The organism is Massilia sp. X63, assembly GCF_041023745.1.
GTDB lineage: Bacteria > Pseudomonadota > Gammaproteobacteria > Burkholderiales > Burkholderiaceae_D > Telluria.
In genome coordinates this window covers 455635-472556 of the sequence record NZ_JBFTEF010000001.1, presented here as the reverse complement: position 1 = coordinate 472556, position 16922 = coordinate 455635, and the positions used below count along the sequence as shown (strand labels likewise).

15 protein-coding genes are annotated in these 16922 nt (G+C 68.0%); 5 read left to right on the top strand and 10 right to left on the bottom strand.

Annotated elements, in window-relative coordinates; translation table 11 throughout:
* Positions 1–22 precede the first annotated feature (22 nt).
* The gene (locus AB3347_RS02110; protein WP_369090112.1) at positions 23–220 is read left to right on the top strand and encodes a hypothetical protein; all 198 of its coding nucleotides are present in this window, start codon (positions 23–25) and stop codon (positions 218–220) included.
* A 48-nt stretch (positions 221–268) separates the two neighbouring features.
* Positions 269–820 carry a TIGR01841 family phasin gene (gene phaP / locus AB3347_RS02105; RefSeq protein WP_369090111.1) on the top strand — a complete coding sequence of 184 codons (552 nt, stop codon included), beginning with the start codon at positions 269–271 and terminating at the stop codon, positions 818–820.
* A gap of 66 nt (positions 821–886) precedes the next feature.
* Here the strand turns inward: phaP and tssA are convergent, their stop codons facing one another.
* From tssA to AB3347_RS02070, 7 genes are all read right to left on the bottom strand, one after another.
* The gene (gene tssA, locus AB3347_RS02100) at positions 887–1888 is read right to left on the bottom strand and encodes a type VI secretion system protein TssA (RefSeq protein WP_369090110.1); all 1002 of its coding nucleotides are present in this window, start codon (positions 1886–1888) and stop codon (positions 887–889) included.
* Between the two features lie 9 nt (positions 1889–1897).
* Positions 1898–4540 (bottom strand): type VI secretion system ATPase TssH, encoded by a 2643-nt coding sequence (gene tssH / locus AB3347_RS02095; protein WP_369090109.1) that lies wholly within the window; start codon positions 4538–4540, stop codon positions 1898–1900.
* Positions 4541–4578: 38 nt separating this feature from the next.
* Positions 4579–5052, bottom strand: a complete 474-nt coding sequence (tssE, locus tag AB3347_RS02090) for a type VI secretion system baseplate subunit TssE (protein WP_369090108.1) — start codon at positions 5050–5052, stop codon at positions 4579–4581.
* Positions 5053–5160: 108 nt separating this feature from the next.
* Positions 5161–5652, bottom strand: coding sequence for an Hcp family type VI secretion system effector (locus AB3347_RS02085; RefSeq protein WP_369090107.1), 492 nt, complete (start codon positions 5650–5652; stop codon positions 5161–5163).
* A gap of 32 nt (positions 5653–5684) precedes the next feature.
* The gene (gene tssC / locus AB3347_RS02080; protein ID WP_369090106.1) at positions 5685–7172 is read right to left on the bottom strand and encodes a type VI secretion system contractile sheath large subunit; all 1488 of its coding nucleotides are present in this window, start codon (positions 7170–7172) and stop codon (positions 5685–5687) included.
* Position 7173: 1 nt separating this feature from the next.
* Entirely contained in the window at positions 7174–7698 is a 525-nt protein-coding gene (gene tssB, locus AB3347_RS02075; RefSeq protein ID WP_369090105.1) for a type VI secretion system contractile sheath small subunit, read from the bottom strand.
* A 52-nt stretch (positions 7699–7750) separates the two neighbouring features.
* Entirely contained in the window at positions 7751–8341 is a 591-nt protein-coding gene (locus AB3347_RS02070) for a tetratricopeptide repeat protein (RefSeq protein WP_369090104.1), read from the bottom strand.
* A gap of 197 nt (positions 8342–8538) precedes the next feature.
* Here AB3347_RS02070 and tssJ point away from each other — a divergent pair, with 197 nt between their 5' ends.
* The 3 genes from tssJ to icmH are packed head-to-tail and all read left to right on the top strand — an operon-like array spanning position 8539 to position 11274.
* Positions 8539–9102 carry a type VI secretion system lipoprotein TssJ gene (gene tssJ / locus AB3347_RS02065; RefSeq protein ID WP_369090103.1) on the top strand — a complete coding sequence of 188 codons (564 nt, stop codon included), beginning with the start codon at positions 8539–8541 and terminating at the stop codon, positions 9100–9102.
* Positions 9103–9154: 52 nt separating this feature from the next.
* Positions 9155–10516, top strand: a complete 1362-nt coding sequence (gene tssK / locus AB3347_RS02060) for a type VI secretion system baseplate subunit TssK (protein WP_369090102.1) — start codon at positions 9155–9157, stop codon at positions 10514–10516.
* Positions 10513–11274: a type IVB secretion system protein IcmH/DotU gene (gene icmH / locus AB3347_RS02055; RefSeq protein WP_369090101.1), complete on the top strand. Its 762-nt coding sequence runs from the start codon at positions 10513–10515 to the stop codon at positions 11272–11274. Before tssK ends, icmH begins: the two co-directional genes overlap by 4 nt.
* A 71-nt stretch (positions 11275–11345) precedes the next feature.
* Here icmH and AB3347_RS02050 read toward each other — a convergent pair whose 3' ends face one another.
* From AB3347_RS02050 to tssM, 3 genes are read right to left on the bottom strand one after another with little or no spacing between them, the layout of a single operon-like run.
* Complete coding sequence (locus AB3347_RS02050) at positions 11346–12080, bottom strand: OmpA family protein (RefSeq protein WP_369090515.1); 735 nt, start codon at positions 12078–12080, stop codon at positions 11346–11348.
* 14 nt (positions 12081–12094) lie between these two features.
* Positions 12095–13063, bottom strand: coding sequence for a type VI secretion system-associated protein TagF (gene tagF / locus AB3347_RS02045; protein WP_369090100.1), 969 nt, complete (start codon positions 13061–13063; stop codon positions 12095–12097).
* The gene (tssM, locus tag AB3347_RS02040; RefSeq protein ID WP_369090099.1) at positions 13060–16854 is read right to left on the bottom strand and encodes a type VI secretion system membrane subunit TssM; all 3795 of its coding nucleotides are present in this window, start codon (positions 16852–16854) and stop codon (positions 13060–13062) included. Before tssM ends, tagF begins: the two co-directional genes overlap by 4 nt.
* Between the last annotated feature and the right edge of the window lie 68 nt (positions 16855–16922).

Below are 16922 nucleotides of genomic sequence, written 5' to 3'. Positions count from 1 at the left end.
ATGTCGCTAAGCTCGACAGGCCATGAAACAGTTCACGCTCCTCCTCGCGGCCGGCCTGGCGGTCCAGGCCGCCATTGCCGGCCCGGCCCCGTATTTCCAGTGGCGCAGCAAGCTCAACGGCGCCCTGGCCTGCTCGCAGACGCCGCTCGGACCCGGCTGGGAAAAATTCGCCGGCCCATACCGGGACGCGCATTGCGAAAAACTCATTGTTGCTAAATAATGGGCTAGCAAGGCTCATCCGATCTATTCCAATACTGAGGAGACACCGATGTTTACGAGTCCGGAGCAGTTCGCCAATGCAACCAAGACCCTGTTCGACCTGCAGATGCAGACTTTCAATACCCTGGCCGACAAGACGGTGAAGGGCGTCGAGCAGGTAATGGCCTTGAACATGAATGCAGCGAAGAGCTCGATGGAAGGCTCGATTGCCGCCGGCCAGCAGTTCGCCAGCGCGAGCGACCCCAAGGCCGCGATCGCGGCCCTGCATGCGCGCATGCAGCCGGGCGCGGCCGGCGCCGCGGAATACCGCGAGCAGCTCAGGGCCATCATCGACGAGATGCACCAGGAATTCCGCCAGGCCGCCGACACCCACGTGGCCGAAGCCAAGAGCACCCTGTCGGCCCTCATCTACGACGTAACCCAGAACGTCAAGCCGGGTTCGGAGAACGCCGTCGAGATCATCAAGACCGCGATCGACAATGCCTTCAAGGGCTACGAGCAGGTCACCCAGGCCACCCGCCAGGCGGTGCAGACCGTCGAGGCACAGATCGCCAAGGCCAGCTCGATGGTCCAGCCGGGCATGCAAAAGCCGGCCGAATAAGCCTTCGCCCATCGGCCGGCCTCATGAAAGAAAATTTCACCATAGCCACTTGAGTGAAATTTTCTTTCAACCTCCTTCCTGTTCGACCCCCAGCAAGTCTTCCAGCCGCGCCAGCGCGGCATCGTCCTTGATGACCGAACGCAGCCATGCGTGCAGCGGCTGCTCGCCCCAGCGCGCGGCCTTGTCGGCCAGGTAGGCCACCGGGCTGTGCGGCTCGGTGCGGCGGAAGAACTCGGCCACCGCGCGCAGCTGGCCCAGGGCCTGTTCGCGGCTGTGCAGCGGCCCCTCGGACATCGTCGCCAGCATCCGCGGCGCGGTGCCGGCAGCGACCACGACCGGCATCGATGCGGCCGCACCTGTCCCCTGCGCCGGCTGCGCGGATGGCGCCACGGCCGGCGTCGCCATGTCGGAGAAATCGCGCAGCGCCGCGCGGCCGGCGCCGAAGCTGGGCCCGTCCGCGCCCAGCCGGTCGTCGACCACGCGTTCCAGCTCCGCCAGCGCGGCCAGGCAGTCGTGCGCGGCCTCGGCCAGCGCCTGGCGCGCCGCCGGCGTGGCTTTCAGGCGTGCCGCTTCCAGTTCGGCCACCGCGTCGGGAGCGCGGCCGCGAGCCGTCTCCCAGGCCATCATGCACACGCCCTCGGCCAGCGGCACTTCCTTGACCAGGGGGCCGATGCGGGCGGCGATCCAGGCCAGGTTGCCGATGCGGCGCTCATGGCCGTCCTCGTCGGGCAAGGGATGCACGTGGTCCCAGTAGCGCTCGCACAGCGCCGCCAGCAGGCGCAGGCTGGCGGCCAGGCCGGCCAGCCTGTCCTGTTTGGCGCTGGCCTCGGCCAGCCAAACGGCCAGCTGCAGGTCCTTGCTGCGGGTCTCGATCAGCTCCGCGCAGCGTTTCGCCACGAACTTCCAGTCGGCCTCCTTCAGCGTGGTGACCCAGGCCCCCTGCTCGATCGAGGGGTCGTCGGCCTGGCGCGCGCGGTTGATGGCGTCGAACTCGGGCGAGAACGCCAGGTCCTCGCCGCAGGGCCGGTCCGCGCTGACCGGGGCCAGCAAGGTATCGAGATTGAGCATGGTGCGTCCTTATTCGATCGCGTACTTGAACTTGCCCGCCCTGGTCGCGCCCACCTTGACCCGGGTGATGGCGCCGCCCTCGGCCATCCGCGCCAGCACGCTGTCCGCGATCTCGGGCAGCAGGGTGCCGTTGAGGATGTTGTCGACGTTGCGCGCGCCGGAATCGACCTCGGTGCAGCGGCTGAGCACCGCCGACACCAGCGCATCGTCGTACTCGAAGCGGGCGCGGTGGTTGTCCATCACGCGCGCCTTGATCCGGTCCAGCTTGAGGCGGATGATGTTGGTCAGCACCTCGTCGCGGATCGGGTAGAAGGGCACCACGCTCAGGCGGCCCAGGAAGGCCGGCTTGAAATGCTTCATCAGTTGCGGACGGATCAGCTCCGCCAGCTGCTCGGGCGCCGGGACTTCGTTCAGCGGCTTGTTCAGGCAGGCCTGCATCATCTGGCTCGAGCCCACGTTCGAGGTCAGGATGATGATGGTGTTGCGGAAGTCGATCTGGCGCCCTTCGGCATCGTCGAGCACGCCCTTGTCGAAGACCTGGAAGAACAGCTCGAGCACGTCGGCATGCGCCTTTTCCACTTCGTCGAGCAGCACCACACTGTAGGGATTGCGGCGCACCGCCTCGGTCAGGACCCCGCCCTCGCCATAGCCCACGTAGCCCGGCGGCGAGCCTTTCAGGCCGGAGACGCTGTGCGCTTCCTGGTATTCGCTCATGTTGATGGTGACCAGCTTGCGCTCGCCGCCGTACAGGATGTCGGCCAGGGCCAGCGCGGTCTCGGTCTTGCCCACGCCCGAGGTGCCGACGAACAGGAACACGCCCTTCGGCTTGTTCGGGTCGTCCAGGTTGGCGCGCGCCGTGCGCACCCGCTGGGCCACCGCCTGGCTGGCGTGCGACTGTCCCAGGATACGTTCGTCCAGCAGCGACTGCAGCCTGATCACGGTATGCAGTTCGTCCTTCACCATGCGGCCCAGCGGGATGCCGGTCCAGCTGGCCACGATCTCGGCCACCGTGTGGCCGTCCACCTGCACCGGCACCAGCGGCGCTTCGCCTTGCAGGGCGCGCAGGCGGTCGAGGCGGGTACGCAATTCCCCGGCATCCTGGGCGCGGCCCTCCTCCAGCGCAGTGCGCATCTCGCCGATCTCGGCCGCGATCTTTTGTTCCTCGTCCCAGCGCCGCTGCAGGCCGATGCGCTCGTCGTCGAGGGCGCCGCGGCGCTGGCGCAACGCGAGCAGCTGCTCCTCGTGGCCGGCGCCGGCGTTGGCTTCGCGCTGCAGCGCCGCCATCTGGGCGTCGATCCGCTCGATGTGGCGGCTGCAGTCTTCCAGCGCGGCCGGTGTCGCGCTTTGCCCCAGCGCCACCTTGGCGCAGGCTGTGTCCAACACGCTGATCGCCTTGTCCGGCAGCTGGCGCCCGCTGATGTAGCGGTGCGAGAGGCGCACCGCCTCGGTCACCGCGTCGTCGAAGATGCGCACGTTGAAATGGCTTTCCATCAGCGGCGCCATGGCGCGCAGCATGGCGCAGGCGGTGGCTTCGTCCGGTTCCTCGACCTTGATCACCTGGAAGCGGCGCGCCAGCGCGGCGTCCTTCTCGAAATACTTCTTGTACTCGCCCCAGGTGGTCGCCGCGATGGTGCGCAGCTCGCCGCGCGCCAGCGCGGGCTTCAGGAGGTTGGCCGCGTCGTTCTGGCCGGCCGTGCCGCCGGCGCCGATCATGGTGTGGGCCTCGTCGATGAACAGGATGATCGCGTGCGGGCTTTTCTTGACCTCGTCGATCACGTTCTTCAGGCGGTTCTCGAACTCGCCCTTGACGCTGGCGCCGGCCTGCAGCAGGCCCATGTCGAGCGTGTGGATCTCCACGCCTTTCAGCACGTCCGGCACGTCGCCCTGCGCGATGCGCAGCGCCAGGCCCTCGACCACCGCGGTCTTGCCCACGCCGGCCTCGCCGGTCAGGATCGGGTTATTCTGGCGCCGCCGCATCAGGATGTCGATGGCCTGGCGGATCTCGGGGTCGCGCCCGATCACCGGGTCGACCCGGCCGTCGCGCGCGCGTTGGGTCAGGCAGGTGGTGTACTGGTCGAGGGCGGGCGTGGCGCGCGCCGGGCCGGCCGCGATTTCGTCGGCGGCGTCGCCCGCGCCTTCGGCTTCCTGGACCGCCACCGGCAGCGCTTCCTGCGAGCCGCGGGCGAGCTTTTGCAGGTCGTGCTTCAGGCGGTCGACCGGGAACTTGCGGAACAGCTTTGATGCGCGCTGCGCCAGTTGCGCCAGCGACGGCTCGGTGAGCAGCGCCAGCAGCAGGTGCGCGCTGCGGATCTGGTTCGCCTGGCCGTTGGCGGGCGTGGCCAGCGAGGCGATCAGCCAGGCATGCTCGAACAGCACCGGCAGGTGGCGCGAGAACACCGGGGTGCGCGCGCTGCCGGTGGCGAAGCGCGCAATCTCGTTGCGCAAGTCGGTCTCCAGGCCTGTCAGGCTGATGTCGCATGCCTGCGCGATCACGCACAGGTCGCTGCCCGGCTGCTCGATCAGGCCCAGGAACAGGTGCTCGATCTCGACCTCGTACTGCCCCAGTCCGACGCAGATCGACGCCGCCCGCGTGGCGGCGGCCCGGGTGGTGTCGTTCAGCTTGCCGATCAGGGTCTTGAGATTGATGTCCATCGTGTCGCGTCCTTGTAGAAGAGGGCCGGCCGCGGCGGCTAGCCGCGCGGCCGGACGTTGCGCTTGACGGCGTAGTGCAGCGACGAAGGCTGCAGCACCGCATTGAAGTTCACCGGCTCGCTGCTGTCCGGCAGGCTGAGGCGGGCGTGGATGACGAACTTGAGGCGGTTGACGCTGCCCGGCGCCGCCTCGATGGCGGCGCTCACCTCGCGCAGGCGCGGTTCGTGGGCCTCGATGGCGTCCTGGATGCTGGCGCAGACGACGGCGCGATCGAGACTGCTGGTCAGGCAGTAGCCGGCGAAGTCGAGCAGGCCGTAGCGCAGCAGCGAGCCGCGCGCCTCCGGATAGCCGTTCAGGATCGCGGGGTCGAAGGCCAGGCGGGTGTTGAGCAGCGCTTCGAGGTCGCGCGCCACGCTGTCCTTGAGCTGTTCGCTCGTCAGCGGGGCGCCGGCGCCGGCCTCCGGACGCTCGTCCATGAGGCGGTCCAGCAGGCCGGGCTTGTAGCCCTTCATGCGTCCTCCAGGGTTCGGAAAAACGGCGCGGCGCCGCGTGTCAGGCCGCGTGCGCCGCGCACAGGCAGGGCGCGCCGGCCACCTGGGCCGAGGCGCCCCTGTCCAGGCTCAGACGACCTTGTTGGCCGCCAGGTCCCAGCCGCCCGAGGTGTTGCCCCCCGAGCCGCCGCCGATCTTCTGCTGGGTGTACTTCCACTTGATCTTCGAGAATTTCAGGCCGACCTTCTCCTGGATGATGCTGCCCTCCTTCACGCTCGGCTCGACGCCGCCGATCAGCACGTTTTCCAGCTCGATCTCGAAGTACTTGATGCGCTCGCCCTGGCCGTCGGCGCGCATGAATTCCAGCTTGGCCTTCGGGATCGTCTTGCCGGCCGAGCAGGTCTGCAGCAGGATCGGCGAGGCCAGGTCGGCCAGCTTCATGAGGGTGATCTCCTCATGCTCGCAGCGCTCGGCGGTGTGGCCGCCGCCGGTCGAGGCAGTGGCCGAACGCGGTTGCTTCACGCCCCATTCCACGGCCAGGCACTCGATCCAGTCCTTGTGCTTGTCGTCCATCGATTCGCCTTTGATCCCGTCGATCTGCAGGTACACGTCAATTGCCATGTTCTACTCCATTCACGTTGAAAAAATAATGCTTAGCCATTGGTCGATTGGGGCAACTCCGCGACCAGTCGGAGCGAAACGGACAGCTCGTCGAGCTGGAAGTGGGGGCGCAGGAAGGACACCGCGCGGTAGACGCCGGGACGGCCGGGCACCTCGGACACCTGCACGCTGGCTTCGCGCAGCGGGAACTGGGCTTTCTGGTCCTGGCTGGCGTTGTCGTCGAGGAGCACATATTGGGTTAGCCAGCGATTGAGGTAATCCTCTACATTCGAGGCGGCGGCGAAGCTGCCGATCTTGTCCCGCATCATCGCCTTCATGTAGTGCGCGATGCGGGAGACCGCGAAGATGTACTGCAGCTGCGAGGACAGCACGGCGTTGGCATTGGCCGCCTCGTTGTTGTACTTCTTGGCCTTCTGCGCCGACTGGGCCCCGAAGAAGGCCGCGTACGAGGTGTTCTTGCAGTGGACCAGGGAGATGAAGCCCAGCTCCGACAGCTCCTTCTCGCGGCGGTCGGTGATGGCCAGCTCGGTCGGGCACTTGAGCGCCACCTCGCCCTCGTCGGTCTTGAAGGTGTGGGCCGGCAGGTTCTCCACCAGGCCGCCGCCCTCGACGCCGCGGATCGCCGCGCACCAGCCGTAGTCCTCGAAGGCCTTGGTCAGCTTGGAAGCGAAGGCATACGCGGCGTTGCACCACAGGTACTTCTGGTGGTCGCTGCCGTCCACATCCTCGACGTAGTTGAAGCCTTCGGTGCTCATGCCGTCCATCGGGTTGTACGGCAGGCGCCCCAGGAAGCGCGGCAGGGTCAGGCCGACGTAGCGCGCGTCCTCGGATTCGCGGAAGGCCTTCCACTTGGCGTATTCGACGGTGTCGAACACCTTGGCCAGGTCGCGCGGCTTGCCCAGGTCGCCAAAGCTGTCGATGCCGAACAGCTCCGGCCCGGCCGAGGTGATGAAGGGGGCGTGGCTGGCCGCGGCCACGTGCGACATCTGCTCGAGGAAGTAGATGTCCTCGGGCTGGCGCGAGATCTCGAAGTCGCCGATCAGGGTGCCGTAGGGGGCGCCGCCGAAACTGCCGAATTCTTCTTCGTAGACCTTCTTGAACATGCTGCTCTGGTCGAACTCCAGCGCCGACTGGAAGTCCTTCACCAGCTCGCGCTTGCTGGCGTTGAGCATGCGGATCTGCAGGTTGGCGGAGGTAGCGCTGTTCTTCACCAGGTAGTGCAGGCCGGTCCAGCTGCGCTCCAGCTTCTGGAATTCGGGCGCGTGCATCACCGCCGACAGCTGCTGGGAGATCATGCGGTCCAGCTCCGCCAGGCGCGCATCGATCATGGCCGACAGGTTGTTCGACATGACCATGGTGCCCTGCATCACCTGGGTCACCAGTTCCGAGATGATGTCGCGCGCGCGTTCGTGCTCGCTGCTGGATTTCGCCACCCGGCTCTGCTCGACGATCTGGTCGAGCAGGGACACATCCAGCTCCACTGCCGGCGCCGCCTTTGCGGTATCGAGGACTGCCGCCATGTCATGCCTCCCCTTCAGGTCGCTGTTGCTCATCCGTCTGTTTCTTCAGGCCGGCCAGTTTTTCGGTATTGCCCAGCACCTCGCTGAGGATGTCCTCGAGCTTGTCGTTTCCGGCCAGCTTGTTGCGCAGGTCGGCCAGCTTGGTGCGCGCGTCCAGCAGGCCGTTCAGCGGCGCCACCTGGCGCACCACCGACTCGGGCCGGAAGTCGTCCATCTCCTTGAACTGCAGCTGCACCGCGAACTGCCCGCCCTCCGGCGACAGATGGTTGTCGACCCGGAAGTTCACGCTCGGGGCCACCGCGCCCAGCACCTCGTCGAAATTGCCGGCGTCGACGTTCACGAACTTCTTGTCCTTCAGGCGCTTCTTCTCCTGCGCGGGGTCGTTGCCGAAGTCGCCCACCACGCCGACGACGAAGGGCAGCTCCTTGTTTTCGATGGCGTCGCCGATCTCGACGTCGTAAGTCATCTGCACGCGCGGCGCGCGCACCTTCTGCAAGCGCTTCTGCACGCTTTCATTCTTGGCCATGTCGACTCCAGGTTGCGGGGGATGGAACAGCCGGCGGCGCCGGCCGCGCGGATTATTTGAGGCCGGCGAACGGATCCTTGTCGTTGCTCGCCGCCTTGGTCGAGGCAGCCGGGGCGTTGGACGCGGCGCTGGCCTGACGCGGTTTCGGCGGCGTCACCTTGGCTGGTTCGGGTTTTCCGAACAGGTTCGGTTCGCCCAGGCTGGTGCGCAGCAACTTGGCCAGGTCCTGCGCCTCGCTCTTCACGTCGCCGTTCAGGTTGTTCTTGCGGGTCAGGTCGGACAGCGACTTGCTGGCCACGCGCAGGCCGCTGACGGCGACGATGCTGTGCGCCACCGCGTCGTCCGGGTCGCGCTCCAGCGCCTCCTGCGCATTCGTGATCGCTTCGCCATACACGCCGGCGTTGAAGCGGATCTGCGCCATCTTGACCCACGGCCGCTTGTCGACCGGGTGCGCCTGGCTCGCGGCCCTGAGCATGGCGTAGGCTTTTTCTTCCTGTTTGGCCGCGATCGCGGCGTCGGCCTCGGTAAAGACCTGTTCCCCCACGGCGGCAGCCGACTTGCCCGCCCCGGCTTGTGGGCCGCTGGCGCACCCGGCCAGGGCGACGACTCCCACGATCAACGGCATCAAGCGTTTGTACATCATGCTGGCTCTCCACGACAGTTAAACCAGCCACCATTATTCGCATCGCCGTTATCGTGCAATTGCGTACTGTCAACCAAAACAGATTTCGCTTTCTTTCATTCGTTCCTGCCTTGCGCTTGCGCGTGATCACAGCAGGCCTGCGCCAGTCCGGTTCAATCCATGGTTGACCGTGCAAACAATGAGCAAAGGAAATGGTGATGAGAACAGGTGCATTGCTGGTGACGGGGATTGCGGCCTGCGTGCTGGCCGGCTGCGGCAGCAACGGGATCGCGGCGGCGGCGCTCGAAGCGAGCGGGCTGCGCAAGCCCCCCGAACTACCCGATGCACAGAAGCCGCCGCGTACCGTGGCGCTGCGCCTGCACGCCTCACCCAAGCTCAACCTCGACCGGCGCGGCCAGCCGATCGCCCTCGCCGTGCGCCTGTACAAGCTGCGCCGCACCGAGGCCTTCCAGCAGGCGCCCTACGCCGCCTTCCTCGATCCCCAGGCCGAGCGCGAGAGCCTGGGCGGCGACCTGGTCGAGGTACGCGAGATCATGCTGGTGCCGGGCCAGCGCTACGAGGTGCGCGAACAAGTCAGCCGCGAGGCCGTGCACCTGGCCGTGGTCGCCCTGTTCCAGCGTCCGGCCGAGGGACGCTGGCGTACCGCGGTGGCGTCCGCCGATGCCGAGCGCGAGGGTTTGACGATCGGCCTGCATGCCTGCGCCCTCACCGTGGGCGGCAATAGTCAGGCTGCAAAGCTTTCTTCTGTGCGCTGTCAATGAAGCCGGCGGTGTTTCCGCCAAGCTAGGAATTTCTGGAGCCGGAGGCGAGTCGATGAGCATGCCAGCGAAGCTACTGTGGGGCGAGGGACTTTTCCTGCGGCCCCAGCATTTCCAGCAGCAGGACCGTTACCACGAGGCGCGCCTGAACCAGACGGCCTGCGCGCTGCACCCTTACGCCTGGGGCGTGCGCAAGCTGGTGGTCGACTACGACGCGCTGCGCCACGACGTGCTGCGGGTCGAGGAGCTGTCCGTGCTGTTTCCCGACGGCGAGGTCTACCGCGCCCCGGACGGCGACCCGCTGCCGCTGCAGGTGCGCCTGGGCGAGCTGCCCGCCGGCGTGCAGACGGTGACCTTTCATGCGGCCCTGCCGGCGCTCAAGGCCTGGGGCGACAACCATGCGCAGGAAGCGGACACGCCGCCCGACGCGCGCTACACCAGCCACGAGCGCGAGACCCAGGACCTGTACACGCGCGCGGCCGAGGCGCCGATCACCTACCTGCGCAAGTCGCTGCGCCTGGTCGCCGACACCGAGCCGCTCGAGGCCTACGACAGCTTCCCGCTGCTGCGGCTGCGCCGGGTGCCGACCGGCGGCTTCGAGGCCGATCCCGCTTTTGTCCCGCCCAGCCTGTCGATCGACGCCGCGCCCGGCCTGCACCTGAACCTGGCGCGCCTGATGGAAAAGCTGCTGGCCAAGGTCAACGCCCTGTACGGCCACATGCGCGAACCGAGCAAGAACGTGATCGAGATCCGCGGCGGCGACGTCTCGGCCTTCTGGCTGCTGCACACGGCCAGCACCGGCTACGCCGCACTGTCCCACTACCTGGGCCACCGCGACCTGCATCCGGAGCGCCTGTTCGGCGAGATGCTGGCGCTGGCGGGCGGCCTGATGACCTACTCGCGCAGCTATCGGCTGGAAGACCTGCCGGCCTACGTGCACGCGGACCCCGGGCCGCAGTTCGCGCGCCTGGACGGCATCATCCGCGACCTGCTCGACACCGTGATCTCGTCGCGCTATTTCACGATCGCCCTGAAACGCGAGCGGCCCTCGTACTACCTGGGCGCGCTCGATTCGGGGCGGATCAACCTGCAGACCACGCTCTACCTGGCGGTAGCGGCCGACATGCCGGCGCTGCAGCTGGTGGACGTGGTGCCGCTGCAGTTCAAGGTGGGCGCGCCGGAAGACGTCGACAAGTTCGTGCTGTCGGCCCTGCCCGGCGTCAAGCTGGTGCACGCGCCACAGGTGCCGGCGGCGGTGCCGGTGCGGCCCGATACCTATTACTTCATCCTGGAGAACCGTGGCATGCTGTACGAAACGATGCTGAAATCGCAAGCGATCTCGATCTACGTCCCGGACGGGCATGTCCCGAACGGGATCCGCGACCTGCGCCTCGAACTGATCGCGGTGGCGGCATGAGCGCCTTCGTCGAACGGCGCGTGGCGCCACAAGCCGGCTTGACGGCCGAGCGTCCGCCGCAGCGCCTGGTGGACATCATGTACGAAGGCTTCTACGCCCTGTTCCTGCTGAAGAATGGCTGCGGCCCGCAGGACAAGGGCGCCTTCTCCGACAACATGACCGGCTTCCTGGCCGATGTCGACCGCAACGCCAAGGCGCTCGGCATCTCGGCCGAGGACGTGACCGCGGCCAAGTACGCGTTCTGCTCGGCGGTGGACGAGATCATCCTGCGCTCGACCTACGAGGTGCGCGAAGCCTGGGAAACCAGGCCCCTGCAGCTGCGCGTGTTCGGCGACCAGCTGGCCGGCGAGCACTTCTTCCACCGGCTCGAGGACCTGCGCGCCAAGGGCCAGGTGCATGTGGAGGCGCTCGAAGTCTTCCATATGTGCCTGCTGCTCGGCTTCCAGGGCCGCTACGCCCTCGACGGGCGCGACAAGCTGGACTACCTGGTGGCGCGCCTGGGCGACGAGATCGCGCGCATGCGCGGCCGCACCCGCGGCTTCGCCCCCCATGCCGAGCGCCCGGACCAGGTGATCAACCGGCTGCACAGCGACCTGTCGCTGTGGGTGATGGGAGCGGTGTTCATGGTGGCGGGGCTGGGGGCCTACCTGGGCTTCCGGACCGCGCTGTCGAACCAGGCCGGGACGCAGATGGCCGCTTACAACGACCTGGTGAAGCTGCCGCCGAAGGCGGCGCATGTGACGATTACCTTGCCTTGAAAAGATCGCAGCGGTAGTACGCTACCAAGCTGGATCCCGGCCTGCGCCGGGATCCAGTTTCAGACGGAAACCTACTGGATCACCTTGAACTCGATCCGCCGGTTCCTCGCCTTGCCCTCCGGCGTGCGGTTGTCCGCCACCGGCCGGTCCGGCCCCTCGCCCGACACCGCGATCGTCTCCGCCGCGATGCCCTTGCCGACGATATAGGCCTTGACCGCCTCCGCGCGCGCCTGGCTGAGCGACAGGTTGCCGGCGCGCGAGCCGGCGTTGTCGGTGTGGCCGATCACCTCGACCTTCACGCCCTTGAGCTTCTGCATCGCCGCGCTCATCTGGTCCAGCACCTGCATGCCGGCGTCGGTCAGCGTCGCCTTGCCCGACTCGAACTCGATGATGCGGTCGGCCAGCGCCGCGTCCAGCACACCCTGCTGCGACACCGCCACCCGCAAGCCGTTGTTGACGGTATAGCTCGGATTCAGGCTGGCCGCGATGTTGCCGGCGATTTTCTGGCGCTGCTCCTCGTTGGCGACGTCGCCGCGCAGACTGACATTGCTGCCCTCGACCTTCAGCTGGCCGCCCTTGATGAGCTTCAGGTCGGGGTTGATCAGCCGCGCGACGTAGTCGTTCCAGTTGGCCGGCGCCGCCACGGTGCCGACCGTCAGCTGGTCGACCACGCGCGAGGCCCCGTAGACGATGCGCAGGCGGTCGAGCAGCGCGGCGCGGGTGGCTTCGTCGGCCACGGTGCCGCTGACGACGACCGGCGCCTCCTGCTGGGCATGGGCGGCGCCGGCAAGCAGGGCAACAAGCAGGAAAGCAGATGGTTTCACGTCGCGGCTCCGATGAAGGTCTTCATGAACATGTCGCGCGCCAGACCGAGCGGCAGGTCGGCCTGCGCCAGGTAGCTCGCCAGCGAGCGCACGTCGGTATCGATGTAGAGCTGTTCGTCGATCCAGCCGGTGTCGCCCAGGCGCACCTGCTGCTCGGCGCCGACCAGCGGGTCGACCAGCGCCTGCAGGGTCTCGGCCAGGGCCGCGCAGAACCCCACCACCAGCACCGGCCGGCCTTCCTGGCGGGTGATGAAGATGGCCAGGTCGAAGCTGGCGCGGCGCAGGAAAGGCGCGATCAGCTGCAGCCAGAAGGCGGCCACCGCGTAGCGCGCGACGGCGTCGTCCGGCAGCGGCAGCACCAGGCTCTTGTGCAGTTCGGCCGGCTGGCTGTGCATCACCGGCTGCAGCAGCAGGCCCAGGGCCAGCACCATGCGCGCGAACTGGCGCTCCTGCAGCAAGGTGCCGAGCGAACCGACGGTGCCGTTGGCCAGCAGGTGCGACAGGGTCGGCTCGGCCTCGCCCAGCGGCACCGTGGTCTCGGCGATGGCCTGCAGGTGCAGGGCGGGATCGGCGGCGCACAGCACCTTCGGACAGAGCGTCTCGAGAAAGCGCCACAGCGGCGCAAAGGCCAGCGGGCAGCGCGTCACGAAGGCCGCCGGGTCCGGCACCGCATGGGTGCGCGCCGCCAGGAAGGGAAAGCGCCGGCCGGACTGGTCGTGGCTGGCCAGCAGGTGGCCGGCGATGGCGTGCCGGCGCGCCGGCCCCACCAGGGCAAAGCTGACCGGGGGCATGGCGTCGTAGTTGATGCGCCAGCGCGCGTCGGCGGGCAGCAGGGTCATCACCTGGGCCAGCCAGCGGTCCAGCATCGCGATGGCGGCCGGGTCGTCGGACAGCTTGACGAAGTCCGCGCGTGCCGGGATCTTGCCGAAATAGCCGATCCGTTCCGAAGCCGGGCCGCGCATCATTGCGCTCCCGACGCGGCGGCCAGCGCCGGCTGGTTCGGCGCCTCCTCGGGCAGCCGGCCGACGATGGTGGTCGGCAGCTTCAGGCCGCGGAAGCCCTGGCCCTGCTCGCCGCTGCCGTTGGCGGCCGCGCTGCTGACGATCTTCAGGTCGACCGTCACCGCCACGTTGCCCGCGCTCCAACGCAGCTCGAACACGCCGCCGTCCTTCCTCTTCTTCTGGGCCGCGTCGATCATCCGTTTCAGGCCGGTCTGCCCGGGCTCGTTGAACAGCTCGACGCTGCGGCCGTCGAAGGTGACGGCGCTGATGCGCACGCCAGCCATGCCCTGCGGCCCCGGGTGCACCATATTGGTCCAGGCCGGCGCCGTATTCTTGTAGCGCAGCTGCTGGCCGTCGATGTCGAGGGTGTACTCGAGCGTACCCGGCGCCGCCTGCGGCAAGATCTGGAACACGGTCTGCGGGCCGCTGCCGGAGGCCACGCCGTTGGCCGACAGCGGCGCGATCCAGCCCGGGAAGCCGGCCACCACCTGCGGCGCCAGGGTGATGCCGATGTCGCCCCAGGTGCGCGGCGCCAGCACGCCGCCGCGGTTGACCACCAGCGGCCCCATCGCCGTGTTGACGAACTTGGCGACCTGGCCTTCGGGCCCGAAGATCTGGCCGATCTCGCCGGGCGTGGCTTCCACGCTGGAGCCGGCGGCGAACGGGTACTTGGTCGCCAGCGTGCGCTGGAAGGGCTCGACCACCTGCAGCTGCCAGGTCTTGTTGATCTCGGCTTCGGAAGGCAGCACGACCATGGCGAAGGTCTGCATCAGCGGGCGCACCAGCAGCGGACGCAGCGCCGCCTTCTGGGTGTCGCTCATCCCGGTCAGCATCTGCTCGTCGACGTAGCGCAGCGCGTCGGCCAGCTCGGAACCGTTGCCTTCCAGGGTCTGCTGCATGAACTGCTTGGCGCCGGGGCCCGGATCGCCCTGGTTCTTCAGGGCGTTCAGGCGGGTACGCAGCTTCGACAGGGCGTCGAGATAGCCGCTCATCAGGGAGGCGTCCTTCTCCTTGACCCCGACCAGGCGCGCCACCCCGGCGAACTCGCGGCCGATCGGCCCGGCCCCCTGCCCGCCCAGCAGCGCGGCCGGGTCGACCGTGTTGGCCAGGGTGCGCGCATCGGACGGCGCGCGGCGCAGGATCACTTCCTTGAACCAGTCGGCGAAGCCGCGCTCGGTTTTCGACAGGCCGGCCCCAAGCGCGCCCGGGTTGTCCCACACGGTCTCGTCGTAGATCGTGCGCAGCAGCTTGGCGATCGGCGAGGTCTGCGGGTCGCCGAGGCGGTTCATCGCCTGCACGCTGCCGTCAAAGCCCTTGAGGTCGGCGATCGCCACGCCCTGCACGAACTTGAGCCATTCGCGCGCATACTCGGCCTTGTACAACTCGATCAGGGCCTTCTGGATCTGTTCCGGGCTGCCTTCCAGGGTCAGGTCGTCCTTCGAGACCGTCTTGAGCACCCAGTCGGCGCTTTGCGCCTCGCTGCTGGACGCGTCGCGGATGGCGCCGAGCACATACTTGTTCCAGGCCTCGCGCGTGAAGGCGCCGCTGACCGCATGGCTGCCGGCCACCAGATTGTGGTCCTGCTCGCCGACGATGCGCGCCACCGTCACCGCCGGGAAGCGGGTCGCGGCACGGGTCTTGATGTCGTTGTAGACCCGCTCGCGCGCCGGGGTGCCGCGCACCACGCGGCGCAGGTGCTCGCGGGTGCTGTCGAGCAGGCTCAGTTTCAGCGTCATCTGCGGCCAGGCCGGGTCGTTCACCTGCGAAAGGTGGAAGGTCAGCAGGCGCTCGGCGCTGCGGATCATCTGCTCGCGCGGCATGTTGCCGCGGTTGGCTTCCAGCCAGGTGCGCCAGTAGCGGGTCAGCTGGTCGTTCAGGTGGCCCGGCTCGGCGTGGCTCTTGTCGCCCAACATGAGGTAGGTCTTGAGGGCGTTGTAGGCATCGGCCACGCTGGTGGCGGAGACGCTCTGGTACTGCCCGCTTCCCGGCTGCGCCGGCGCGCCTGCGGGTGACCCTTGCGCCGATACCAGGTGGGCGCTGGCCGCATCGGGCGTCGCAGGGGTCAGCTGGGAGGCGTTGGCGTTGACTTCGGCCAGCATTGCTTCCAGCGCCGCCGTTACCGGCTCCACCATCACGGCGCGCACCCCGGCAAAGTATTCGTCACGCAGCTTGCGCTCCAGCGCCTCGCCCTGGTACAGGCCGAAGCCCAGCGCCCACGGCGTGTCCTTGCGGTACTTCTCGAGCTGTTCGATGCGGTCCTGCAGGACGTCGAGCGCTTCCAGGCGCGACTGCAGGTCGGTGCGGCCGGCCTGCAGCCTGGCCACCTTGTCGAGGTCGGACTGGACGTTGGCCACCAGCTGGCGGTTGCCCATGTAGGACCAGCTCCAGCCGCCCAGCGCGGCGCCCAGCAGGATGGTGGCGCCGAAGAAGGCGGCCACCTTCCAGCGCGCCGCCGAAGGATTGGTGTAGCGCCGGACCAGGTCCTTGTCGGCGAAGATCACCTTGCGGAACAGGTCGAGCAAGAAGTAGCCGGACTGCTCGGCGACTTCGCCGCCCTTCTGCTCGCGCAGCGCCAGGTCGAAGCGGCTGGCCACGCGCTTGCTCGACAGGTCCTGCACACTGCCTTCCTGCAGCGCGCTGGTGAAGTAGAAGCCGCGGAAGACCGGCTTGAACTGGTAGGTGTTCTCTTCGAACAGGGTCGAGAGGAAGGCGCGCAGCGGGGTCTTGATGGCCGCGAACTCGAGCGGGAAGGTGAATACGCCGGGGCGCATCTGCGTGCTGCGGTTGGCGCCAATGTTCGCCAAGCTCATCTCCTTGAGGCCGTCGTACAGCTCGTCGAAGTGCTGGTCGAAGAAGCCCAGCACGTCCTGCGGCGCGCTGCGCCGGTTGTAGCGCAGCGTGGCGCCCCAGATGCGGTCGCGCTCGGCACGCTCGGTCTCGGCGAAGAAGTCGGTGAAGCCGGCCACCAGGTCGGCTTTGGTAAACACCACGTAGACCGGCGCGTGCACGCCCAGGCGCTCGGTCAGTTCCTGCACGCGGGTGCGCAGGCTCTTGGCCAGTTCGTGCGAGGCGCTGGTGGGCCCGGCCACCAGTTCGGCCACGCTGACGGCGATCAGGATGCCGTTGATGGGCGCCTTGTTGCGGTGCTTCTTGAGCAGGTCGAGGAAGCTGAACCACTCGGCGCGGTCGGTGTCCTGGACCTGGTCCTGCACCGAGTAGCGGCCGGCGGTGTCGAGCAGGATGCCGTCGGTGGTGAAGAACCAGTCGCAGTTGCGGGTGCCGCCCACGCCCTGCAGCGCCTTGTTGCCGGGGATCGGGAAGCTCAGCCCGGAGCGGGCGATGGCGCTGCTCTTGCCGGCCGCCGGGTTCCCGATGATCATGTACCAGGGCAGCTCGTAGAGCGCCGCGGCGCCGCGCGTCAGGCCCAGCTTGGAGGTCTTGATGGTGGCGATCGCCTCGAGCATGTTCTTGCGCAGCACCGCCATGTCGCCGGCGCCGCCGGGGCCGCCCTGTGCGAGCGCGTCTTCGCCGGGGATGATGGCCTCGCCCAGCTGCCGGGCCGCGCGCCCGCGGATGTGGCGCCGGATCGCCCACCAGATGCCCCAGCAGGCGAGTAGTCCGAGCCCTGCGATCGGGGCCCAGATGGGATCGATGCCGACCAGGTCGGCGCCGATAAGGAGGCAAGCCGCTAGCGCGGCGATGCCGATCGCGACCAGCACTCGGATGTCGGTCAGGAACTGCCAGATTCGTGCCATGGCGGGAGCAGGATGGTGGGTTGTAGGAATGTTCTATAGGAAATGCTCGCACGGCACTGCGGGACTAC